This window comes from uncultured Streptococcus sp. (genome assembly GCF_963521255.1).
In the GTDB taxonomy this organism is placed as follows: Bacteria; Bacillota; Bacilli; order Lactobacillales; family Streptococcaceae; genus Streptococcus.
In genome coordinates this window covers 71380-94450 of record NZ_CAUQTU010000005.1, presented here as the reverse complement: position 1 = coordinate 94450, position 23071 = coordinate 71380, and the positions used below count along the sequence as shown (strand labels likewise).

Genomic DNA, 23071 nt, shown 5'->3' with positions numbered 1-23071 from the left:
GTTATATATTTTATCTATCAAAGAGATAAGTAAAAACTATCTCAAACCCAATTCTTCGTAAACTTTTCGATAACCGATTTGCTTAACAGTTCCATTTTCTACTAGAATCGGTCGTTTTAATAACATACCGTCGCTTGCTAGCAACTCGGCTGCTTCTTGGTTTGACAGACTTCCTACCTTATCTTTCAGCCCTAATTCACGGTATTTGATTCCACTGGTGTTGAAAAATTGCTTCAACTCGAAACCTGAGGTTTCTAGCCAGTTTAAAATCACTTCTTGGCTGGGTGTTTCTTCCACGATATGGACGGCTTTGTAGTCCACACCGAGTTGGTTTAATTCTTGTTTTGCTTTTTTACAAGTTGAACATTTTGGATATTCGATAAATTCTAACATGTGTTTCTCCTTCTATTTGTTTGTATCTTTAAAATCTGCGCCTTCATGCTCCAAGAGCCAAGATTTCTTTTCCACTCCTGCAGCATAACCTATTAGACGCTTGCCTGCTCCCAGCACACGATGACAAGGTACTAGGATAGACCAAGGATTGCGCCCCACTGCTCCACCAATTGCTTGAGCAGAAGCCACTTGTAGGTCTTGGGCTATTTGTCCATAGGTCACTGTCTGACCATAAGGAATTCCCTGTAAATAGGACCAAACTCGCTTTTCAAAATCCGTTCCTATTGGAGCCAAGGGCAAGTTGGATAAATCCTGAGGCTTGCCTTTAAAGTAAGCATCTAAGCAAGCAATAACTGGATCTAAAATGGGATGACTAACAACTTCTTCTATCGTTTCATCTCCTATCCCCCTCTCAAAATGCTTCTGCTCCTGTACCCAAATTCCATACAAATAATGATCATCAGCTACAAGAGAAAGGGAGCCAATTGGCGAAGAGTAGAGCATTTTTGCGTACTTCTTTTGCATTATTTCTTCAATTTTTGATAGGCCAAGCGTTCGCCATCAACTGGAACCTTACCAACCTGTTTAAAACCTAGTTTTTCAAAGATATGCTGCATGGCCTTATTTGCAACATGCGTATCTGAGCGAAAATCTAGATAATCAAAACCTTCAATCAAGCCCTCTAAGAAGGTTTGAGCAACTCCTTGTCCCTGCACATCTGCAGCCACAGCAATACGGTGAAAGACTAGGTACTCCGACTCTCCAGCTTGCCATTTTCCTTCATAAATGGCTTCATAGGCTGCCTCTGGACTCTTGGTCACAGCAGCATAGGCTAGTAGTTCTCCCTCTTCCAAGGCTACATAGGCTTGACCTGAGATAATATCCTCAATAATAATATCAGCATTTGGATAACCATTTTGCCACTGGTCACTACCAGCATCCGCTAAACATTTCTTGGCTTCCTCCATCACCTGCATAATGGCATCTACTTCATTTGGAAAAGCTAAACGAATCTCCATCTTTTCTCCTCTTTTCTGACTAGTTTCTCCCATCATAGCATAATTTAAGCCTTTTCACAAGCAGTTAAAACTTGACTTTCTGTTTTTATTATTTTATAATCTAGTTATTAAAACTAGATAAAAAGGAGTTGGAAATGAAAACTACCTTTTCCTACCCAAAATGGACAGAAATTCCAAATATTGACCTCTATCTGGATCAGGTTTTACTCTATGTCAATCAGGTCTGCGCCCCTATCTCTCATGATAAAGACAAAGGCCTGACAGCATCTATGGTCAACAATTATGTCAAACATGGTTACCTGACAAAGCCTGACAAGAAAAAATACCAACGCCAACAGATTGCCCGTTTGATTGCTATCACAACCCTCAAGTCTGTATTTTCTATTCAAGAAATAGCTCAGACACTTAATAATCTCCAAAGTCAAGCCAGTTCAGACCAACTCTACGATGCTTTTGTAAACTACATGAACCAAGGAATAGACTCAGCTAACCCCATTATCCAAAGTAGCTGCCAAACTGTTAAACTCTATCATCAAACTCTAGCCTTAATCCATCATACTGAAGAGGAGGGAATCCAATGAACACTAGTCTTAAACTCAGCAAACAACTCAGTTTTGGAGAGGAAATTGCCAATAGCGTGACCCATGCCGTAGGTGCAGTCATCATGCTCATCTTACTCCCCATTTCATCCACCTATAGTTATGAAGCACACGGATTTTTATCATCTATCGGTGTCTCCATTTTCGTTATCAGTCTCTTTCTCATGTTCCTATCATCCACCATTTATCACTCTATGGCCTATGGTTCAACCCACAAATATGTCTTGAGAATCATTGATCATTCTATGATTTACGTTGCTATTGCAGGCTCATACACGCCCGTCGTCTTAACCTTAATGAATAACTGGTTTGGCTATCTGATTATTGCCATCCAGTGGGGAACGACCATCTTTGGTATTCTCTATAAAATCTTTTCCAAAAAGGTCAATGAGAAATTTAGCCTTGCTCTTTACCTGATTATGGGCTGGTTGGTTCTAGCTATCATTCCTGCCATTATCAGTCAAACGACACCAATTTTCTGGAGTCTCATGGTAACTGGCGGACTCTGTTATACAGTTGGAGCTGGATTTTATGCAAAGAAAAAACCTTATTTCCACATGATTTGGCATCTCTTTATCCTAGCCGCATCTGCCCTCCAATACATCGCCATTGTTTATTACATGTAAAAAAGTTGAGAAATTTAATCTCAACTTTTTTCTTTACACATTTCGATAAAGTACTGGTGCAAGCGCACATCATCAGTCAATTCCGGATGAAAGGAAGTTACCAACATATTTTTTTCTTGGGCTGCAACGATTTGATTGTCAACTGTTGCTAGAATTTCTACATCTTCTCCAACACTACTGATAATCGGACCGCGAATAAAAGTCATTGGAATCTGACCGACTCCCTTACATTCTGCTTCCGTGTAGAAACTTCCTAATTGGCGCCCATAGGCATTGCGCTCGACCACCATATCCATAGTTCCTAGATGACTCTCTTCCTGAGAAGCAATTTCCTTAGCCAGCAAAATTAAACCCGCACAGGTTCCAAAAACTGGTAATCCAGATAGAATGGCTTCTCGGATAGGAAGCAACATATCCTGGTCTCGTAAGAGCTTGCCCATGGTTGTAGACTCACCACCAGGCAAAATCAAACCCGACAAATCACTCTGAGATTTCTGAAAATCCTCTAAATTTCTGATTTCAACACTCTCGACACCTAATCGATCTAGCACTTTTGCATGTTCTGCAAAGGCACCTTGCAAGGCCAATATTCCGATTTTCATCTATTTTCCTCGCTCAGCCATGAGAATTTGGATTTCATTTTCATTGATACCAACCATAGCTTCTCCTAAATCTTCAGAGATTTGAGCTAGGATTTGAGGATTACGGAAGTTAGTCACAGCCTTAACAATAGCACTTGCTCGTTTAACAGGATCGCCTGACTTGAAAATACCTGAACCGACAAATACACCTTCTGCCCCTAATTGCATCATCAGCGCAGCATCTGCTGGCGTTGCAACGCCTCCAGCCGCAAAGTTTACAACTGGCAATTTTCCATGCTCATGGACGTATTGAACCAATTCTACAGGGACTTGCAAGTCCTTGGCAGCAACATAAAGTTCGTCCTCGCGTAGATTTTGAATGCGGCGAATTTCCTGATTCATCATGCGCATATGGCGAACGGCTTGGACGATATCCCCTGTACCCGGTTCTCCTTTTGTACGAATCATAGAAGCACCTTCAGCGATACGACGCAAGGCTTCTCCCAAATCCTTAGCACCACAAACAAAAGGAACTTGGAATTCTTTCTTGTCCACATGGAAACGGTCGTCAGCTGGAGATAGAACTTCACTCTCATCTATATAGTCAATTTCAATAGCTTCTAAAATCTGAGCCTCAACAAAATGCCCGATTCTGACCTTGGCCATTACTGGAATACTAACCGCTTCTTGGATTTCCTTAATCATCTTTGGGTCACTCATGCGGGAAACGCCACCAGCTGCACGAATATCAGCTGGAATCCTCTCCAAGGCCATAACAGCTGCCGCACCAGCAGCCTCTGCAATACGAGCCTGTTCAGGATTTTGAACATCCATGATTACACCGCCCTTGAGCATCTGCGCCAAGTTTTTATTTAATTCATAACGATTTTCAGTCATTTGTTTTATCCTCATCATTTGTATTGGTAGCTACCATTTCATTTTAAGTCAGAACAGAATGAATCACAAGATAAAAAAATCATAATTGTATGGGTACAGAATGATGAAAAAAACTATCTGACCTTAGCTTAAGGCCAGATAGTTCATCATTTTTATTTTTCAGCTGTAAGGGCAGCCATTGTGATGTAGTTGTATGGTTTGTTGAAGTGTGGCAAGAAGAATAGGTCTGTCAATGCCAATTTATCAATTGTTACATGCTCTTGGATAGCAAGTGAGAACATGTGGATTCCCATGCTGATTGCAGAATCGTGTGAAACCATTTGTGCACCAAGAATTTCACGGCTATCTTTGTCAAAGACAATCTTGATGGCAACTTCATGGTTGTCATGCTTCATAAATTCTGGTTTTTGAAGATCGTTAAAGCCTGTTTCAGTTGCATTGTAACCAGCAGCTTTCGCTTTTTCAAGAGTCAAACCAGTTGAAACCATGTGAAGACCGTAGATAGAGATACCGTTTGAACCTTGAACACCGATACCTTCCAATTCATGTCCACAAGCATTGTAGGCACCAACGATACCAGTACGAACAGCGTTTGAAGCAAGCGCGATGTAGCTAGTGTCTTTACGAGCGTTGTCATAAACAGTCGCACAATCACCAACAGCAAATACACCAGGAAGTGAAGTTTCTTGTTTCTTGTCTACAAGGAAGGCACCGTTGCGGAAGAGTTCAATCTTGCCGTCAGCAAGAGCTGTGTTTGGACGGAAACCAACTGCAAGGATAACCATATCCACATCGAAAGTTTCTTTATCAGTAATCAAACGTTCTACTTTACCGTCACCCTCAATTGCTTTAACAGTTTGACCAAGCGCCAAGCGGATGTTGTGGTCTTCCAAGTTCTTCGCCATCATTTGTGTGAAGTCTTTATCATAGTAACCATTCAAGACAGTATCTACGATATCAACAAGGACAACTTCTTTTCCAAGACGTTCAAAGGCTTCAGCAAGTTCAACACCGATGTAACCACCACCAACAACGGCGATACGGTCAAGGTGTTGGCTCTTGTCAGCAAGTTTATTGATAACTTCTTCAGCGTTTTGGTACAATTTAACGAATTGTACATTTTCAAGAGTTGCTTTAAATTCGCGGTTTCCTTTAACAATTTCAACACCTTCGATTGGTGGCAAGATTGGTGTAGAACCTGTAGCGAAAATCAATTTCTCGTATGATTCTTTGTGCTCTTTCCCTTCAACTTCTGCTGTAACTACTTTGTTATCATAGTCGATTGAAAGAACTGGTGAGTTCATGTAAACCTTAGCACCTTTAGCTTCCAATTTTTCTTTATCAGAATAGAACAAGCCTTCAGCACCGTCAATTTGTTCACCAATCCAAAGGGCCATTCCACATCCTAGGAAAGAGATGTTGGAGTTTTGGTCAAATACAACAATTTCGTTCTCATTGCCAAAATTATCCAACATAGTATTAATACATGCTGTACCAGCGTGGTTAGCACCAACTACAACGATTTTACTCATAGAAAAATTCCTACCTTCAATTTTAAATTTACCCTACTAGTATACCATTTACTGTTAGCGTTTACAAGAGTTTGGCTGATTTTTCCTAATTTTTTGTAAAAAATTGTAAATAATCTGTAATTTAACACAGATTATTACAATTATTTTTTATTTTCTGAGCATACTTCTTGACATCTTTACAAATTTTATTTGTGAAAACGCTGACTTTATGGTATGCTAGTATCATGGAAAGAAAATGTAAGGGGTTCATTTTTCATAAATTTACTATATTTCAGCCTTCTTTTCATAAGAGAAAGGAGTTGGTAGCTTGCCTCTTAGTTCACATTCTGAACGCCTAATGGGAACCACTATCACTATTTCATTAGTGGATGAGCAAGCTGATATCTTGCTCCAAAAATCCTTTGATTTGCTTAAAGAGCTTGAATACCGCTTCAATGCCAATAGTCAAGAATCAGAGTTGATGGAAATCAATTATCAAGCTGGAATAGCTCCAGTCAAAGTTCATCCTGATTTGTTTGAATTGATTTCACTTGGGTTAGAGCATAGCCTAGCGCCCTCTAGCCATCTCAACATCAGTATTGGTCCCTTAATTCAAACCTGGCGTATCGGTTTTTCAGATGCAAAGGTTGCCCAGCCTCAAGAAATTGAAGCGGTGCTCCCTCTAATCAATCCTCATTATATCGAGTTAGATTCTTCTACTTCTACTGTGTTTTTAAAACAGAAAGGAATGAAGATTGATCTTGGTTGTTTAGCCAAAGGTTATAGTGCGGATAAGGTTGCCCAATTTCTTAGAGAAGAGGGGGTGATATCCGCCTTAATCAATCTGGGAGGGAATATCCTGACCATTGGAAAAAATCAGGCAAGAGGGGAACAGCCTTGGCAAATTGGGATTCAAGACCCAGCCAATCCTCGGGGAAATCACTTAATGACCATCCCCGTTGTCAATAAATCTGTCGTGACTTCAGGCATTTATGAACGTCACCTGACTGTCGATGGAAAAGATTACCATCATATTTTTGACAGTCAAACAGGATATCCTGTTGAAACGGAACTAGCTAGTCTGACAATCATCTCTGATAGATCAGTCGATGGCGAAATCTGGACCACTCGTCTATTTGGAGAAAGACCTGCTTCTATCCTTTGGCAAGTCGAAAGTTTGGAGGGCATAGAAGCTATCCTCATCGATAAGGAAGGTCACCTAAGCTGTTCTTCAGGAATTTCTACTCTATAGAAATATATATTTCAATGGAGTTTTAAAATCGTATTATGTAAAAAGAGAAAGGAAATCTCATGTTAAAACTTATTGCTATTGTTGGAACAAATTCAAAACGTTCTACAAACCGTCAATTGCTTCAATACATGCAAAAACACTTTGCTGAAAAAGTTGAAATTGAACTTGTTGAAATTAAAGACATTCCTGTCTTCAACAAACCAGCAGACAAGAAAGTACCTGCTGAAATTCTAGAAATAGCTGCTAAAATTGAAGAGGCAGATGGCGTTATTATCGGTACTCCTGAGTATGACCACTCTATCCCAGCTGTTTTGATGAGCGCTCTTGCTTGGTTGTCTTATGGTATTTACCCACTCTTGAATAAACCAATCATGATTACAGGTGCTTCTTATGGTACGCTTGGTTCATCACGTGCCCAATTACAACTTCGCCAAATCTTGAATGCTCCAGAAATTAAAGCAAGTGTCCTTCCAGATGAATTCTTGCTTTCACATTCTCTTCAAGCCTTCACCCCAAGTGGAGACCTAGTAGATCTTGATGTTATTAAAAAATTGGATGCTACTTTTGACGACTTCCGTATCTTTGTAAAAATCACAGAAAAATTGCGCAATGCACAAGAATTACTTCGAAAAGATGCTGAAGACTTTGACTGGGAAAATTTGTAAGATAGGAGACCAAAAAGAATGAAATTTGTTGGACTTGTAGGATCAAACTATGATCAATCATATAACCGTAAACTCTTGGAATTTATCCGTCGTCACTTCAAACTTAAATTTGAATTAGAAGTTCTTGAAATTGACGAAGTTCCAATGTTTAACCAAGACGAAAAATGGGATGAAAGTTTCCAATTACGTTATTTATATAACAAAATTACTCGTGCTGATGGTGTCATTATCGCTACTCCTGAGCACAACCATACAATCTCAGCTTCTCTAAAATCTGTTCTTGAATGGCTTTCATACGAAGTTCATCCATTTGAAAACAAACCAGTCATGATTGTGGGTGCTTCTTACTACGACCAAGGTACTTCTCGTGCCCAAGTTCACCTTCGTAAGATTCTTGACGCTCCAGGTGTCAATGCCTATACTCTTCCAGGAAATGAATTCCTTCTCGGTAAAGCTAAAGAAGCCTTTGATGTTAATGGGAATATCACAAATGAAGGAACTATTAATTTCCTTGAAACATGTTTAGACAACTTTGTAAAATATGTGGGAGTCGTTTCAAAATTGAAAAAACCAAAACCAATCGCACCAGAAGATTTATATTGTACAAATCCAATCGCAACTACCATTCAAGGAGTTGACCCTGATGATCCTGAATGGGTAGAAAAAGCTGCTGAGCTTGTTGGAGCTGTTTCTGGAGATACTTACGTAAAATTAGACCACGGTATCTTGACAGTTAACCAAATTGATATGTTCTTGAAAGCAATGCCATTCGAGTTGACATATGCGGATGATAATAACCAATTCTTGTACTACAATAACGCCCACCAAGATCCAAACACAATGTATGGTAAACGTGTGCGAGTTCAAGCAGGTAGCCGATTGGGAACAGTACATGCTTCCCTACCACCTGCAAGAATGAAAAACGTTGAGTGGGTTGTAGGCGTATTACGTAATGGTGATCAAGAGTATGTTCGTACAATTGTTCCGGGACAACCAGAAGGTGTAATTAATACTCATAACTATAAAGCAATGTACTATCCAGATGGTTCATATGCTGGAATTAATGAAATTATCTTTAATTTCCAACCATGGCTTGATTGGTACTTAGAAACAACTGGTCAACGTCTAGTTGGTGGAAATGCTGCAGCTCCTGCTGGAGGACATGGCGGAGCAGATGCCACATCTGGAGCTTCTGATGCAGGTGATGCTGGAGGTCACGGTGGTGACGCAGATGCTACATCTGGCGCAAGTAACTAATAATTTTAGGAACCATCTTGGTTCCTTTTTTAGCGAAAAAAGCTCCATAACATCTGTAGTGGGTAAATCCCCTATAGATATTATGGAGCCTATTTTGTTGTAGAAAAAAGTTCCATATGATCTATAATAAAAAGCAACCAAACCATCATTAGAAAGAATCATATGGAACAATTACATTTTATCACAAAACTACTCGATATCAAAGACCCTAATGTCCAAATTATGGATATCGTTAATAAGGATTCACACAAGGAAATCATCGCTAAACTGGACTACGATACCCCACCTTGTCCTGATTGTGGAAGCCAAATGAAGAAATATGATTTTCAAAAACCGTCTAAGATTACTTACCTTGAAACAACTGGTATGCCTACTAGAATTCTCCTTAGAAAGCGTCGTTTTAAGTGCTATCATTGCTCTAAAATGATGATCTCTGAGACTTCTCTCGTCAAGAAAAATCACCAAATCCCTCGTATCATCAATCAAAAGATTGCTCAAAAGTTGATTGAAAAAACTTCTATGACCGACATTGCACATCAGCTGGCCATTTCAACTTCAACTGTTATTCGCAAGCTCAATGACTTTCACTTTGAGCATAATTTTTCTCATCTTCCGAAGATTATGACTTGGGACGTTGAAACAGTCAGGGGAGTGACTGTTTCAATCGAGAGATGAAGATGAGTTTCATTGCACAAGATTTTGAAAAGCTCAATATCATCACTGTTCTTGAGGGGAGAACACAAGCTATCATAAGAAATCATTTTCTGCGCTACAATCGAGCTGTTCGTTGTCAGGTAAAAATCATTACTATGGATATGTTTAGTCCCTACTATGAATTAGCTAGGCCACTTCGCTTTCGAATTTCTAGGCTCAGTCTGAAACAGTCTCCCAGACTGTTTCACTCCCAAACGCTAAAATCGTTCTGGATCGCTTTCACATTGTACAACATCTAAGCCGGGCTATGAGTCGTGTGCGTGTCCAAATCATGAATCAGTTTGAGCGAAAATCCCATGAATACAAGGCTATCAAGCGCTACTGGAAACTCATTCAACAGGATAGCCGTAAACTGAGTGATAAACGTTTTTATCGCCCTACTTTTCGTATGCACTTAACCAATAAAGAGATTCTAGACAACCTTTTGAGCTATTCAGAAGACTTAAAACACCACTATAATCTCTATCAACTCTTACTTTTTCACTTTCAGAATAAGGAACCGGAGAAATTTTCGGGCTCATTGAGGACAATCTAAAGCAGGTTCATCCTCTTTTTCAGACTGTCTTTAAAACCTTTCTAAAGGACAAAGAGAAAATCGTCAACGCTCTTCAGTTGTCCTATTCAAACGCCAAATTAGAAGCCACTAATAATCTCATCAAACTTATCAAACGAAATGCCTTTGGTTTTCGAAACTTTGAAAACTTCAAAAAACGGATTTTTATTGCTCTGAACATCAAAAAAGAAAGGACAAAATGTGTCCTTTCTCGAGCTTAGCTGACTTCAACCCGATACAGTTGATAAAGAGCCAGAAAAAATCCCTTGTTTAGAAAACAAAGGATTTTATGAATTTTCAATTTGATTAAAGTTCGATATCACCAAACAAGTCAGCCATTGAGAATCCTGTTTGTGTTTCTGGAAGTTCGAAATCACGTTTTTCTTGACGTTTTGGACGACGTGGACGAGCAACACGTTTTTCTTCTTTTTGTCCTTCTTCTTGAGCTGGACGCTCTTCAAGAGCTTTGATAGAAAGTGATACGCGCTCTGCATCTGCGTTAACTTCAAGAACTTTAACTTGAACTTCTTGACCAACTTTAAGAGCTTCTTTTGGATTTTCAATACGTTTGTGTGAAATTTGTGATACGTGAACAAGTCCATCGATACCTGGCAATACTTCAACAAATGCACCAAAGTCAGTCAAACGCTTAACTGTTCCTTCTACTACATCACCTTTAGCCAATTTTTGCTCAACGCCATTCCATGGTCCAGGTGTTGTTGCTTTAAGTGAAAGTGATACGCGTCCTTCTTCTTCGTTAAGATCAAGGATTTTCACTTCAATTTCTTCACCAACAGTTACAACTGATTTTGGTGATACGTTACGCTCGTGTGACAATTCAGTCAAGTGAACCAATCCGTCAACACCACCAAGGTCGATGAAAGCACCGAAGCTTGTGATACGTGCAACTTTACCAGTTACTACATCACCAACAGCCAATTTACCGAATACTTCAGCACGAGCTGCTGCTGTAGTTGCTTCAACAACTTCACGACGTGAAAGGATGAAGCGGTTTTCTTTAGCGTCAACTTCTTTGATTTTAGCGTCAAATTCTTGACCTACAAAACGCTCAGTGTTACGTACGAAACGAGTATCCAACATTGAAGCTGGGATAAATCCACGAACACCTTCAAATTCTACTGAAAGTCCACCTTTAACAGCACGAGTTCCTTTAACAGTAACAACTTCTTCTTCGCGACCAACAAGTTTGTCCCATGCTTTGCGAGCTTCAAGGCGTTTTTTAGATACAAGGTATGTAACTGTATCAGTATCTTTACCAACTACTTGACGAAGTACAAGAACATCCAATACTTCTCCTACTTTAACAAAGTCATTGATATCTGCATCGCGATCGTTCGTCAATTCGCGAAGAGTCAAGACACCTTCAACACCAGTTCCAGAGATTGCAACGTTAGCTTGAGTCGCATCAACTGTCAATACTTCAGCACTAACAACATCACCAGTCTCAACTTGGCTAACGCTATTTAGCAAATCTTCAAATTCGTTCATCTAAAAAATCCTCCAACAATCAAGTTTTTCTTAAACTTGACATACTTATAATTTTTTTCCTAAGCACCCGCAAGGACATGTTCATATCGTTCACGTCTTTCAATTATAAAAATAAAATACCCTAAGATATTTTGCTTTTTATCTTGATCATTACCTAAGAACTGGGGTAGCTGGATTCGAACCAACGCATGAGGGAGTCAAAGTCCCTTGCCTTACCGCTTGGCTATACCCCATTGATGAAATGGAGAGAGAGGGATTCGAACCCCCGAACCCGAAGGAGCGGATTTACAGTCCGCCGCGTTTAGCCTCTTCGCTATCTCTCCTACAATCAACATGGACTATTATATCATGAAAATTTCAAAAAAACAAGACTTATTTTGCTAAATTATAATTTTCAATCAAAATTTCCACAGCTTTTTCCAATTTTTTATAAAAACTATCGACATTCCCATTCTTTATGATGGCAAATTGTCCGTCTAATTCGGCAATTTCTCCGATAACTTTTTTACCAATGGTCAAGGTATAACCTTCAAAACTGTCTTTTCCTACATTAACTTTGGCATCTGCTACTTGAATTTCGATTTTCTTATCTTTCTTACTCATTTCATACCTCTCTTCACTTTTTCTATTTTACAAGAAAATCCTAAAACTAGCAAGAAAAAACTCTACATCAGGCTTGTCTGATATAGAGTTTTCCGCATTATTTAATGTGTTTTTCTAGTTCTTTTTGGTACTTACCATTTGATTCCAATTTTTCTTTTTGCCATTTTTTCAGTGCTTCTTCATATTCTTTTGTTGTAACAATATCTTTTTGCAATTTCATTCCTTTAAAGATATATGGATCACCCTTAATACCAACTTGTGAGTATGGTTTTGAGAATGGCACGACATTACTTACAACTGGTGAACCACCAGATGAGGCTGTCGGCATCAATAATGAACTATCTGTCAACCAAGCTTGAGCCTTGGCATATTTTTCATAACGCTCTTCAAGATTAGTAGTTTCTGAATCGGCATCATCCAATAATTTCTTATACTGGTCCAAACCAACCTTAGCTACGACATCTTTGTCTTTTCCTTTAGTGATACCTAGGTGTTTCATAGCAGAACCTGATTTAGGATCCATGATAGTTAAATAAGATGCTGGGTCTTGATAACTTGGAGCCCATCCTGTACTATTCAAATCATAGTCTTTTTGGGAAGGAACACGCGCTTGTGAAGTGATTGTTTCCTTTTCATTATCTGTCATTTGAAGAACGTCGATGACAACATTTTCAGCACCAAGAGTTGATTCAATTGACTGTTTGAAAGAGTTACTTTGTTGAACGGCGATGGTATCTGTTTGTTCAACTGGAACATCCAAGTGAATTGGGAAAGTTACTCCTTTAGACTCTAAGTCTTTCTTAGCTTTTTCGAAAGCAACTTTGGCCTTGTCAGGGTTGTAGATAGAGTCCTTACCGTCAACTAGTTCAACACCTTTCCATTGCTCGCCATAGTTCACCAACTCTGCTTGAGCGATTTGACCAAAGTTCTTACCACCTGCTTGCACAAAGTTGTCAGGAACGAGGCTGTTACGGATAATCTTGTCCGCCCCATCTTCACCATTTAGCTGGGCAGCATAAGAATGGCGGTTGAAGGCAAAGTTGATAGCCTGACGGAAGTCCTTATTGAGCATCGCTTCTTTTGTAGAAGTCTTTTGCTCTTCACTTGTTTTCGCAGTTTTATTGTATGACTGACGATTTACGTTAAATGTAAAGTAATAACTACTTGAGTCCTGTGGGCTATATGTGATTTTATCTCCGTATTGCTCTAAAGTTGAAGCAAAGTTTGAGCTACTTGGGAAGAGACGGGCTGTCGTATAGGCACCTGAAGAGAAACTACGGATCAACGATTCCTGATCAGAACCATCGTAGTAAGTCAATTTGATCTTCTCAATTTTTACATTTTCTTTATCCCAGTAATTTGGATTTTTCTCATACTCAATCAACGATTTAGAAGTCAAAGTCTTCAAGAAATAAGGACCATTATAGAGAATCCCTGCTGGAGTAACTGCTCCATAATCTTTACCTGATGCCTTCAAAAACTCTTCATTTACAGGCAACATCGTCGCTGTTGTAACTTTAGAATTCCAAAAACTTTCTGGTTTGTTTAGGGTATATTCAACTGTATAATCGTCCAAGGCCTTGACACCAACTGTAGAGAAATCATTGGTTTCACCAGTCATGTAAGCATCCAATCCCTTGATTGAATTCTGGATGAGAGAGACACCGTCTGACTTGCCATCAGCTACGTGTTTTAGTCCTGTCACAAAGTCATGGGCTGTTACTTCTGCATATTCTTCACCCTCAGAAGTGTACCATTTCACTCCTTTACGAAGTTTATAAGTATAAGTCAAACCATCTTTTGATACAGACCAATCTTCAGCCAAAGAAGGAACAACATTGCCGTATTTGTCATTTTCCATCAAACCATCAATAACATTTCCAATAACGTCTGTCGTCGATGTCCGAGTCGCTATACTGTAGTCCAATGATGCTGGATCCACTGCATAGACATAAGAAAATGTTGTCGGTGCATCTGCTTCTTTATCAGCTTTTCCACAAGCCACTAAAAGAGCTGTCGTGCTCAGGACCACTCCTGCTGTTAAGAGCCACTTTTTCGATTTCATAAAAAATCTCCTTTAATTTATTTTAATCTACTTTTACAATCCAACCTTCTGGCGCTTCGATATCGCCAAACTGAATACCAGTCAATTCATCATAAAGTTTACGTGTAATAGGCCCCACTTCGGTTTCACTATAGAATACATGGAAATCATTTCCATGTTGAATACCTCCAATTGGAGAAATCACTGCCGCTGTACCACAAGCACCTGCCTCTACAAAACGGTCAAGGTTATCAATTGGAACATCACCCTCAATAGGAGTTAAACCCAAGCGATGTTCTGCCAAATAAAGCAAGGAATACTTGGTAATAGATGGCAAGATAGATGGACTCAATGGTGTTACAAATTCATTATCAGCTGTAATTCCAAAGAAGTTAGCTGAACCGACTTCTTCAATCTTTGTATGTGTTGAAGGATCTAGATAGATAACATCTGAGAAATGGCGTGACTTGGCCATTTTTCCTGGCAAGAGACTTGCAGCATAGTTTCCACCAACCTTAGCCGCACCTGTACCATTTGGCGCTGCACGGTCGTATTCATCCTGAATCAAGAAGTTGGTTGGAACCAAACCACCTTTAAAGTAATTTCCAACTGGCATGGCAAAGATGGTAAAAATGTACTCTTCTGCCGGTTTTACCCCGATAATATCTCCGACACCAATCAAAAGAGGGCGAAGATATAAGGTTCCACCTGTTCCGTATGGAGGTACATATTCTTCATTGGCACGGACAACTGCCTTACACGCTTCTACAAACATGTCTGTTGGAACTTGTGGCATCAAGAGACGGTCACATGTCCGTTGTAGACGTTTGGCATTTTCATCAGGACGGAACAGTTGAACACTGCCATCCTTAGTACGATAAGCTTTCAAACCTTCAAATGCTTGTTGACCATAGTGAAGACTTGGAGAAGACTCTGAAATATGCAAGGTTGCATCTTCTGTCAACTCTCCTTGATTCCATTGTCCATTTTTAAAATGAGCAATATAGCGATAAGGTAATTTCATATAGGAAAAACCGAGATTTTCCCAATCAATCGTTACTGTCATATTCCACTCCTTATTCTAAAAACCTATTTCTTTTATTCTACACTATTTTTCTAAAATAGCAAGTATATTTTGTAATTTTCAGAAAATTTCTTCAATAAAAAGAACCAGCTCTTAGAACTGATTCCTTTTACAAGTGAAAAACTAGTTATTTTCAACTTTTTCATCGTATTTTGGTCTTAGTGTTGTACCTGAGTTAATAATTGTACGTTTTTGAACAAGAGGAAGGTCTGTACGATTATAAACTGTACGCCATGGTTCCCAAACAAGACCTGTTTTTTCTTGAATCTTCACGCGTATATTACGTACATTTCCTTTAAATTGAAGCTCAGTTTGGAAGCCTGCTGTCCTGTTTTTACCATTATCTTCCCATTGACGTGAGCGAATGCTTTCAACTCCATCCTTATCATAAGTTACTTCATCCCAGTAAACATAGTAACGAGCGATATAAGCTCCCTTATGCTGTAAATTGAGATAGCCATTTTTGTATGAAGTCACTTTCGTTTCAATGTAGTCTGTATTGCTTTGAATTGTAGCTACTTGATTATCTTTCAAGAATGCAGTCTTATAAGAAATTGGAACATCAGGGTTTTGTGTACTGAAAGTAGCTCCTTCTTGAATCAATTTCTTCAAATCTTCTACTGTACCTGTCACAACACGTGCAGCGCCATCAGCATTTCCACCTACGATTGAAACTGTTACAGTTGTATTCTTCAAGACACGCGCCCATTCAGATTCTGGTTTAATAGGCACCCCTTTGATAACAGCATTGATCGCGGCTTTCAACTCTGTACTCTTGCTTGTTGTTTCAAATTTGACATACATTTGACGTCCGTATGAAACGCTTGACACGTATACAGGAGGTGTTTTTTCATCAATTCCACGTGTTTTCAATTGATCAACCGTTACTCCTGGTGCAAATACATCGGATGGATTTTTTGGAGCATCAAAGTTAGCAGTATAGTAAATTTGTTTAAAATCAACAACTTCAACTTGTTTTTCACCCTTATTTACAGCCTCAAAGTCAATTTTCAAATTAACACCGACTTTTTCAAAATCACTTCCGAATTTTGCTTTCAATTGATTCATGCTGTAAGCAGAAGTTGATTCGTACTGCATACGTGCTGGAGCAGGATTTTTCGCAGCATATTTTTCATGCCAACGGTTTAACAAGGTATTCACACCTTCCTGCATACCACTTGCAGTTGGATTAGCATCTACATAGCTATCTCCGCCTACCATTCCTGGTAAATCAACACTGATTCTACCTTTGCTACGATCTAAACTAATTTGTTGTGGTTTATTTTCTAGAAGGTCTTGATTTGCTTTAAACAAAGCACCTAGGAAAATATCTCCGTTGCCATTAATAGAAACATCAGCGTGACCACTAGAAAGGTTCTTCTTCACTTTTTCCACAACCACAAATTCACTTCCTTGTTGTTTTGTGCTTGTATTCGTGTAATTTTCTATTGCCTCGCCTCGTCTAGTTAAAATATTTGTTTTATCATAATTCAAGCCAAACAAATAGTTATTTAGTTCTGCAGTATAATCTGTTTTAACTTTGTTTTCTGTTTTCTTACTTGCTACTACTTTTTCTTCTTTTACAGAACGATATACTTCAACTTCTGCTAAACTAAGTGGAGTTTTTGAATTATTTAGCTCCACTTTAACATATCGTGCATTAACTCCTGAGAATTGAACATCAATTGTTGGTTGATTGTTTAAACTATCAATGTGTTGACGAGTTACCTCACTTCCAGCTTTATCCAACAAAATAACATCAAAATTAGATAAACGCTTTGCTACATCCCCATCTCCACGATTGTAAATACGAACAGTTCCTACTGATTCTTCTTTCTCTAAATCAACTTTCCACCAAGAATGATCTTGAAAATCTGTATGGGTAACAGAACGGTGGCTCCATGCGTTATCACGATTTCCATCAACTGCTCTAGAAGCATCTCCTCCATAAGCAATTGAACTCTGACTCGCAGGTTTATGAGCAGCAATATTTTCACCAGCAACTGCAGCAACGCTCGGCTCTATTGCTTTTACTACATTTGTTTGAAATACAAGGCCAGAACCTAGCAAAAATGTTGCAATGGCAACACCACATACTCCAACACTACGTTTACGAATAGAAAAACAAAATCCTTTATCTTGATTGTTTTGAGACATACAAAACTCCTATATATATTTGAACGAATTATTTCTTGAATGCGCTTTCTTGAAACAATAAGAGTATAACATAAAAATATTATAGATGCAATCGTTTTCCTAAAAAATTATTATTTTTTTATTAGCTTAACTTGTATAGTTGCTCATATGTTAATAACTTCACATTCAAACACAAAGTGGTCTATACCACTAAAAAACAAGAAAACGAGCAGGCTAAGTCCCTATCAGTTGGGACCTAGCACTGTTCGTTTTTGTATATATAATCAAATTCAACTTTTAAATCTATAGCTTAAGAAATTTCTTAATGAAAAGCTTTTCATTGTTTTTATCATTTCTTAGATTCAAATTCTGTATGAGCTTCCTGAAGATAGGCGTCAAAAACTTCTTCATCTGAAATCGTGTCAGAAATGAAGCTTCCGTTACTGGTACGTTCTGACAAGTTCAAATCTTGTAATCGACTTTCATAGATTGTTCCTTTATTGGATTGGACAAACAGAGTTTGATCGTTCCCGTCCACTTCTGTACTGAAGAGATCACCAACGAAGCCTTGCTCTGCAACTGCACCTGCCAAGAAAACTCGATGTGGTTTGTTTTTTAACTCACGCAAGACTTGTAGTCCTCGTTTGGCACGGCTGGTTTCTGGAATTTCCTCAATAGAAACACGTTTCAAGCTACCACGCTGAGTCAAGAGGTAGAAGGATGAGGTATTACAAATAAAGGCAGATTGGAGGGCATCATCTTCTTTGAGGTTTATAGCCTTGACACCTGCAGCCTTGGCACCGACAACTGGAACCTCTTCGATATTGAAACGAAGCGCATAACCATTTTGACTTATCAAGAGAACATCATCTAGTTTAATTGGAGCCACTGCTACAATCTGGTCTGTCTCGTCTTTGAGCTTAGCATACTTAACTGACTTAGACTTGTAGGTTCTCCATGGAGTGAATTCTTTACGTTCTACACGTTTGATTTGACCAAGACGAGTGGTTGCAAAATAGGTTGTCCCATCATCAAACTGATCCACTACTTCCACATAAAGGATTTCTTCATTCGTTTCAAAGTTTGTAATGGTCTGGCTCAGATGCTCTCCGATATCCTTCCAGCGAATATCTGCCAATTCATGGATTGGTCGATAGATGACATTTCCAAGAGTCGTAAACATCAAAAGATGCTGGGTTGTCTTGACAGCTTGTACAAAGATCAAACGGTCATCATCACGTTTGCCAATTTCTTCCAGCGTTGAAGCCGCAAAGGAACGTGGACTGGTACGCTTGATGTAACCTGCCTTGGTCACGCTGACATAGGTATCTTCCTCAGCAATCAAACTAGCTGTATCAATCTCGATTGCTTTCGCAGTGTCTTCTAAAGAACTCAAACGCGGAGTTGCAAATTTCTTCTTGACCTCACGAAGTTCTTTCTTCATAAGGTTATACATAGTCCGTTCATCACCGATAATCGCCGCAAGCATGGCAATCTTTTCACGAAGTTCTGCTTCTTCCTCCTGCAAGACAACCACATCTGTATTGGTCAAACGGTAAAGTTGCAAGGTTACGATAGCCTCAGCCTGCTCTTCTGTAAAATCATAGCTGACCTTGAGGTTTTCCTTGGCATCAGCTTTATTCTCAGAAGCACGGATAAGGGCAATGACTTCGTCCAAAATCGAAATTACACGAATCAAACCTTCGACGATATGGAGACGTTTCTCAGCCTTTTCCTTGTCAAAGCGTGAACGGGCCAAAATCACTTCACGACGGTGGGCGATATAGCTAGACAAGATTGGGACAATCCCAACCTGACGAGGCGTGAAATTGTCAATCGCCACCATGTTAAAGTTGTAATTGATTTGTAGATCAGTGTACTTAAATAGATAGTTGAGAACAAGCTCCGTATTAGCGTCTTTTTTGAGCTCAATAGCAATACGAAGACCATCACGGTCAGACTCATCACGAACCTCAGCAATTCCAGCCACCTTGTTATTGACACGGACATCATCAATTTTCTTGACTAGATTGGCCTTATTGATTTCATAAGGAATTTCAGTGATAACGATTTGTTCCTTACCACCTTTTAGCTTTTCAATCTCAGTCTTGGAACGAACGACCACGCGCCCTTTCCCAGTTTCATAGGCCTTCTTGATTTCATCACGGCCCTGGATAATCCCTCCAGTCGGGAAGTCTGGTCCAGGCAAGAATTCCATGAGTTTATCAACCTTGGCTGTTGGGTGGTCAATCATGTAAACCGCAGCATCAATGACCTCAGCCAAATTATGGGGAGGAATGTCTGTGGCATAACCAGCCGAAATCCCAGTAGAACCATTGACCAAGAGATTTGGAAAGGCTGCTGGTAAAACAGTCGGCTCTTTCTCGGTATCGTCAAAGTTCCAAGCAAAAGGAACGGTCTTCTTCTCGATATCCTGAAGAAGATAGCCAGCAATTTCAGACAGACGTGCCTCAGTATAACGCATAGCCGCAGGCGGATCTCCGTCCATAGAACCGTTATTACCGTGCATTTCGACCAAAATCTCACGGTTTTTCCAGTCCTGTGACATACGAACCATGGCATCATAGATGGAACTGTCACCGTGTGGGTGAAAATTCCCCATGATGTTACCGACAGACTTGGCCGACTTGCGGTAACTCTTATCAAAGGTATTGCCATCCTTATTCATCGAATAAAGAATACGGCGCTGAACCGGCTTCAAGCCATCACGAATATCTGGCAAAGCCCGGTCTTGAATAATGTACTTGGAGTAGCGACCAAAGCGCTCTCCCATGATGTCCTCCAGGGACATGTTTTGAATGTTAGACATATAGGATACAGAGCCCGTAAAATACCAAGTGAAAATAGGAAATTATTGCAGTGAGCGATGCTCACAAGAGAATTTATCTTTTCACACAGCATTTAAGGCGTGTTCAACTCCTTTCAAAGAATATATAGTGGATGTAATGATAAAAGGATGTAGAAAGGATTAGTCCCGTGTTCAGTTAACCAAACGACCCTTTCTGTAGTTTATTGTGTTTAAAATTTGTTGCTTCAATGAGTAATAAGGAATGTTACACAGTATTTAAGGCGTGTTCAACTCCTTATATATCTATTCTAATTCAAAAGCGTAATCATTACCTAAATGTGGCATCAATCATTATTTGAAATCAATGAATAATATTGATCCAATAACTTTACACATTCTTGAGCAATTGCTTGTGCTAATTGTGGAGGAACTGCATTACCTACATGTTCACAACGCTTGCTATGTGTTCCAAAAAATTTATATTTGAGAGGAAATCCTGTAATAGTAGCCGCTTCCCTCACAGTTATACTTCTATGTTCCTTAGGATGAACTGGAAAATTACTGTGCCCAGGGACCAATGTTGGACTCGGAGAATTACCATCTAATCTCATAGTAGAACCTCTTGAATAGAATTTACTGATTTTCAAATCAGCAGGGAGTTCATCAATATGATTAGCTATACTATCTCCTTCAGGGATATATTTAAAACGTTCAATCGTTTTTGGGCTATGATTCATTGGATGATTATCAATATCTTCATGATCACTATAATCAATCATTGCTAGTGCATCATTAACAGTTTTAACACGTGGAAATTTTAAATATTTTTTTGATAAATGAGGCTTAAAAACAGACTCACTCATATACTTAGGTTCTGGAAACGAAAAATCTATTTCAATATCATTACGAACAGCCACAATGATAACTCGTTCACGCTTTGTTGAAGAACCATACCAAGAAGCATTTAAAATAGATGTATAAACTTTATAACCTAGACGATCATAAATCCTTCTAATATCCTCCATTACTGATATGTAATTCTCAGATTTTTCAATACGAGAAAGTAGAGATTTTTTCTTTTTTCTAAGTTTTTTTCCTTCTTCCTCCAATTCTGGAGTAACTTGTTGAATTTTACGAAGTGCTGCTTTACGTCCCTTGTAATTTTCAAGTTCCGTCCAAAGTTCCATTATTTCTTCTTTTAATTCATCTTCATCATCTTGTCCAATATAAATTTTTGCATTTAAAATTCCTGGAACATTTTCGACAATCGAAATCTTTGGTAAAAATTCCTCCACCAATTCTAATTGTTTATGGTAAAGATAATTCCTTTCGTCAATAGGATTACGTTCACCTGCTAGACTGAAACTCTTGCAGACAACACCACCAAAAAAAACATCTATTTCTCCCTGTTCTACTTTTAAACGTTGACGTAGTGCAACAGGATTTAAGTCTGTAATAGAAGTGTTGTCCACAACAGCCTTTTCTTCCACTAAGTTAGGATTATTGTACACTAGTGTTTTCAAACAGTCATCAACGAAATCATTAACATAGACTGTTCTGAAATTTTCCCACATAAAACCTAAATGAGAACCACCAGCACCAACAAAAGTCTCAAAAATAGTATAACCAGTATTTGCTGTCATTTTAATATTTCCCTCATTAAGTCTTTCTTAATCTTTAAATATTCATCAACATAGTTTTGAGCCACTGAAAATTCTTCAATTTTCTCACATCTACTCTTACTTGTTAAATCTTTTGGAATAAAATTAATTGTTCTTTTCGCACTTCGAGGCTCAAACGAGATACAACCAATATCGTCTCTCATGATATTCAACCAACTTGAAATATAACGACTATCGCTATCTGTCAAAAAAAGAACATCTTTTCCATTATATTTGCGACGTATTTTCTCAGCAATTTCAGTATTTCTAAGTGAAACAATACCAACTTTATTAGCATTTTCTTCTAAAACTGTCATCAATTCATCAATAAATGGAGCAATATAGTCCTCATAAATAGAATTGATAAATTCGAACACTGATACATTCGACAGCGTTCCTGCTGCTTGGGTTAATTTATTATTTCTTCCAATTAATCCATAACTTGATAGCGAAATAAACGCATTTCTCCAATTTCTATTATTAATAACATGAATCTTCCTCAAATAGCTCCGTTCTATTACATCTCTGTTTAAGTAACCTTTAAATTCATGTAGCAATTTCAAAAATTGTAGAAGAATATAATGTTCAAAGATTCTTGTATCTCGTACATAGTACTGACTAATTGTGGTCAAATCATTTTCTAATGCATCTGAAAGTTTCTCCAGTTCATTCTTATCAATCAGACGAACACGATTATTATTTTCGTGCACTTCTAAGATAGATGAATTTTTAGGGTATCTGAAACGCCCTATATTCAGGCTTGTATTCCTAATAAATGAAGAAGGGATAACTAGTACATTATTATTACAATCAGAAGAATAAGATATATTTGCAAATCTACGTGGACTAATTTTCTCATCCTGAAAGTACTCATACTGGAAAAGTTGTCCTACTCCACGGACATATTCAGTCACTCCAATATCTGCCCTCTTACATTCTAAAATAGCCTTCATCTCATCTTTGCTACTATAATAGATTATAAAATCAGAGGTAATACCATTTATAAATTCTATTTCACGCTCAAATTGACTGGAATTTGGAAAATTAAATAACACTTTAATATTTTCTTGGATTTCACAGCTATCAAAAATTCGTTTTTGAAATTCTTTTTCTTGAATGGTTTCTGACATAGTTGTTAGCTCTCTTTCAAATATAGTT

19 protein-coding genes, 2 tRNA genes and 1 pseudogene are annotated in these 23071 nt (G+C 38.5%); 6 read left to right on the top strand and 16 right to left on the bottom strand.

What is annotated here, in order from left to right; genetic code table 11:
* Window positions 1-36: 36 nt before the first annotated feature.
* The 3 genes from RWP09_RS05195 to RWP09_RS05185 are packed head-to-tail and all read right to left on the bottom strand — an operon-like array spanning window position 37 to window position 1412.
* Window positions 37-393 (bottom strand): arsenate reductase family protein, encoded by a 357-nt coding sequence (locus RWP09_RS05195; RefSeq protein ID WP_314434754.1) that lies wholly within the window; start codon window positions 391-393, stop codon window positions 37-39.
* A 12-nt stretch (window positions 394-405) separates the two neighbouring features.
* Complete coding sequence (locus RWP09_RS05190; protein WP_314434751.1) at window positions 406-918, bottom strand: methylated-DNA--[protein]-cysteine S-methyltransferase; 513 nt, start codon at window positions 916-918, stop codon at window positions 406-408.
* Window positions 918-1412 carry a GNAT family N-acetyltransferase gene (locus RWP09_RS05185; protein WP_314434748.1) on the bottom strand — a complete coding sequence of 165 codons (495 nt, stop codon included), beginning with the start codon at window positions 1410-1412 and terminating at the stop codon, window positions 918-920. Before RWP09_RS05185 ends, RWP09_RS05190 begins: the two co-directional genes overlap by 1 nt.
* 134 nt (window positions 1413-1546) lie before the next feature.
* On the opposite strand from RWP09_RS05185, the gene RWP09_RS05180 reads away from it, so the two are divergent.
* Together RWP09_RS05180 and RWP09_RS05175 are read left to right on the top strand one after the other, a co-directional pair.
* Complete coding sequence (locus RWP09_RS05180) at window positions 1547-1993, top strand: DUF1836 domain-containing protein (RefSeq protein ID WP_314434746.1); 447 nt, start codon at window positions 1547-1549, stop codon at window positions 1991-1993.
* Window positions 1990-2637 carry a hemolysin III family protein gene (locus tag RWP09_RS05175; protein ID WP_314434743.1) on the top strand — a complete coding sequence of 216 codons (648 nt, stop codon included), beginning with the start codon at window positions 1990-1992 and terminating at the stop codon, window positions 2635-2637. The genes RWP09_RS05180 and RWP09_RS05175 overlap by 4 nt, the downstream gene beginning before the upstream one ends.
* 20 nt (window positions 2638-2657) lie before the next feature.
* Here RWP09_RS05175 and pdxT read toward each other — a convergent pair whose 3' ends face one another.
* The 3 genes from pdxT to nox form a co-directional block, all read right to left on the bottom strand.
* On the bottom strand, window positions 2658-3239 hold the full coding sequence (pdxT, locus tag RWP09_RS05170; RefSeq protein ID WP_314434740.1) for a pyridoxal 5'-phosphate synthase glutaminase subunit PdxT: 582 nt from the start codon (window positions 3237-3239) through the stop codon (window positions 2658-2660).
* A complete protein-coding gene (pdxS, locus tag RWP09_RS05165) occupies window positions 3240-4115 on the bottom strand; it encodes a pyridoxal 5'-phosphate synthase lyase subunit PdxS (protein ID WP_000138517.1) in 876 nt (291 codons plus the stop codon).
* 152 nt (window positions 4116-4267) lie between these two features.
* A complete protein-coding gene (gene nox, locus RWP09_RS05160) occupies window positions 4268-5647 on the bottom strand; it encodes a H2O-forming NADH oxidase (RefSeq protein ID WP_261012440.1) in 1380 nt (459 codons plus the stop codon).
* Window positions 5648-5954: 307 nt separating this feature from the next.
* On the opposite strand from nox, the gene RWP09_RS05155 reads away from it, so the two are divergent.
* The 4 genes and pseudogenes from RWP09_RS05155 (at window position 5955) to RWP09_RS05140 (ending at window position 10288) form a co-directional block, all read left to right on the top strand.
* A complete protein-coding gene (locus tag RWP09_RS05155; protein ID WP_314434725.1) occupies window positions 5955-6878 on the top strand; it encodes an FAD:protein FMN transferase in 924 nt (307 codons plus the stop codon).
* A gap of 59 nt (window positions 6879-6937) precedes the next feature.
* The gene (locus RWP09_RS05150) at window positions 6938-7543 is read left to right on the top strand and encodes an NADPH-dependent FMN reductase (RefSeq protein WP_033689019.1); all 606 of its coding nucleotides are present in this window, start codon (window positions 6938-6940) and stop codon (window positions 7541-7543) included.
* A gap of 18 nt (window positions 7544-7561) precedes the next feature.
* Window positions 7562-8800: an NAD(P)H-dependent oxidoreductase gene (locus RWP09_RS05145; RefSeq protein WP_033689020.1), complete on the top strand. Its 1239-nt coding sequence runs from the start codon at window positions 7562-7564 to the stop codon at window positions 8798-8800.
* A 162-nt stretch (window positions 8801-8962) separates the two neighbouring features.
* Window positions 8963-10288 (top strand): annotated as a pseudogene (locus RWP09_RS05140) (transposase).
* A gap of 85 nt (window positions 10289-10373) precedes the next feature.
* On the opposite strand, the gene rpsA reads toward RWP09_RS05140, so the two are convergent.
* From rpsA to RWP09_RS05090, 10 genes are all read right to left on the bottom strand, one after another.
* Window positions 10374-11576, bottom strand: coding sequence for a 30S ribosomal protein S1 (gene rpsA / locus RWP09_RS05135; protein ID WP_314434718.1), 1203 nt, complete (start codon window positions 11574-11576; stop codon window positions 10374-10376).
* A gap of 161 nt (window positions 11577-11737) precedes the next feature.
* A tRNA-Gln gene (locus tag RWP09_RS05130) sits at window positions 11738-11809 on the bottom strand.
* Window positions 11810-11818: 9 nt separating this feature from the next.
* A tRNA-Tyr gene (locus RWP09_RS05125) sits at window positions 11819-11899 on the bottom strand.
* A 49-nt stretch (window positions 11900-11948) separates the two neighbouring features.
* The gene (locus tag RWP09_RS05120; protein WP_000037113.1) at window positions 11949-12179 is read right to left on the bottom strand and encodes a DUF2969 domain-containing protein; all 231 of its coding nucleotides are present in this window, start codon (window positions 12177-12179) and stop codon (window positions 11949-11951) included.
* 97 nt (window positions 12180-12276) lie between these two features.
* Window positions 12277-14244 (bottom strand): peptide ABC transporter substrate-binding protein, encoded by a 1968-nt coding sequence (locus tag RWP09_RS05115; RefSeq protein WP_314434715.1) that lies wholly within the window; start codon window positions 14242-14244, stop codon window positions 12277-12279.
* A 22-nt stretch (window positions 14245-14266) separates the two neighbouring features.
* Window positions 14267-15289, bottom strand: coding sequence for a branched-chain amino acid aminotransferase (locus tag RWP09_RS05110; RefSeq protein ID WP_314434711.1), 1023 nt, complete (start codon window positions 15287-15289; stop codon window positions 14267-14269).
* A gap of 141 nt (window positions 15290-15430) precedes the next feature.
* Window positions 15431-17464 carry a thiol-activated cytolysin family protein gene (locus RWP09_RS05105; RefSeq protein WP_314434709.1) on the bottom strand — a complete coding sequence of 678 codons (2034 nt, stop codon included), beginning with the start codon at window positions 17462-17464 and terminating at the stop codon, window positions 15431-15433.
* 328 nt (window positions 17465-17792) lie between these two features.
* Window positions 17793-20273: a DNA topoisomerase IV subunit A gene (gene parC, locus RWP09_RS05100; protein WP_314434706.1), complete on the bottom strand. Its 2481-nt coding sequence runs from the start codon at window positions 20271-20273 to the stop codon at window positions 17793-17795.
* Between the two features lie 323 nt (window positions 20274-20596).
* Window positions 20597-21895 carry a DNA cytosine methyltransferase gene (locus tag RWP09_RS05095; protein ID WP_314434703.1) on the bottom strand — a complete coding sequence of 433 codons (1299 nt, stop codon included), beginning with the start codon at window positions 21893-21895 and terminating at the stop codon, window positions 20597-20599.
* Window positions 21892-23043: a hypothetical protein gene (locus RWP09_RS05090; RefSeq protein ID WP_314434701.1), complete on the bottom strand. Its 1152-nt coding sequence runs from the start codon at window positions 23041-23043 to the stop codon at window positions 21892-21894. Before RWP09_RS05090 ends, RWP09_RS05095 begins: the two co-directional genes overlap by 4 nt.
* Window positions 23044-23071: the final 28 nt, after the last annotated feature.

Excerpts from the sequence above, each read along its gene's own strand:
- RWP09_RS05190 (WP_314434751.1), bottom strand. The coding sequence starts at position 918 with ATGCAAAAGAAGTACGCAAAAATGCTCTACTCTTCGCCAATTGGCTCC.
- RWP09_RS05180 (WP_314434746.1), top strand. The coding sequence starts at position 1,547 with ATGAAAACTACCTTTTCCTACCCAAAATGGACAGAAATTCCAAATATT.
- parC (WP_314434706.1), bottom strand. The coding sequence starts at position 20,273 with ATGTCTAACATTCAAAACATGTCCCTGGAGGACATCATGGGAGAGCGC.
- rpsA (WP_314434718.1), bottom strand. The coding sequence starts at position 11,576 with ATGAACGAATTTGAAGATTTGCTAAATAGCGTTAGCCAAGTTGAGACT.
- RWP09_RS05120 (WP_000037113.1), bottom strand. The coding sequence starts at position 12,179 with ATGAGTAAGAAAGATAAGAAAATCGAAATTCAAGTAGCAGATGCCAAA.
- RWP09_RS05145 (WP_033689020.1), top strand. The coding sequence starts at position 7,562 with ATGAAATTTGTTGGACTTGTAGGATCAAACTATGATCAATCATATAAC.
- pdxS (WP_000138517.1), bottom strand. The coding sequence starts at position 4,115 with ATGACTGAAAATCGTTATGAATTAAATAAAAACTTGGCGCAGATGCTC.
- RWP09_RS05175 (WP_314434743.1), top strand. The coding sequence starts at position 1,990 with ATGAACACTAGTCTTAAACTCAGCAAACAACTCAGTTTTGGAGAGGAA.
- RWP09_RS05185 (WP_314434748.1), bottom strand. The coding sequence starts at position 1,412 with ATGGAGATTCGTTTAGCTTTTCCAAATGAAGTAGATGCCATTATGCAG.
- RWP09_RS05105 (WP_314434709.1), bottom strand. The coding sequence starts at position 17,464 with ATGTCTCAAAACAATCAAGATAAAGGATTTTGTTTTTCTATTCGTAAA.
- RWP09_RS05115 (WP_314434715.1), bottom strand. The coding sequence starts at position 14,244 with ATGAAATCGAAAAAGTGGCTCTTAACAGCAGGAGTGGTCCTGAGCACG.
- pdxT (WP_314434740.1), bottom strand. The coding sequence starts at position 3,239 with ATGAAAATCGGAATATTGGCCTTGCAAGGTGCCTTTGCAGAACATGCA.
- nox (WP_261012440.1), bottom strand. The coding sequence starts at position 5,647 with ATGAGTAAAATCGTTGTAGTTGGTGCTAACCACGCTGGTACAGCATGT.
- RWP09_RS05195 (WP_314434754.1), bottom strand. The coding sequence starts at position 393 with ATGTTAGAATTTATCGAATATCCAAAATGTTCAACTTGTAAAAAAGCA.
- RWP09_RS05090 (WP_314434701.1), bottom strand. The coding sequence starts at position 23,043 with ATGTCAGAAACCATTCAAGAAAAAGAATTTCAAAAACGAATTTTTGAT.
- RWP09_RS05150 (WP_033689019.1), top strand. The coding sequence starts at position 6,938 with ATGTTAAAACTTATTGCTATTGTTGGAACAAATTCAAAACGTTCTACA.
- RWP09_RS05110 (WP_314434711.1), bottom strand. The coding sequence starts at position 15,289 with ATGACAGTAACGATTGATTGGGAAAATCTCGGTTTTTCCTATATGAAA.
- RWP09_RS05095 (WP_314434703.1), bottom strand. The coding sequence starts at position 21,895 with ATGACAGCAAATACTGGTTATACTATTTTTGAGACTTTTGTTGGTGCT.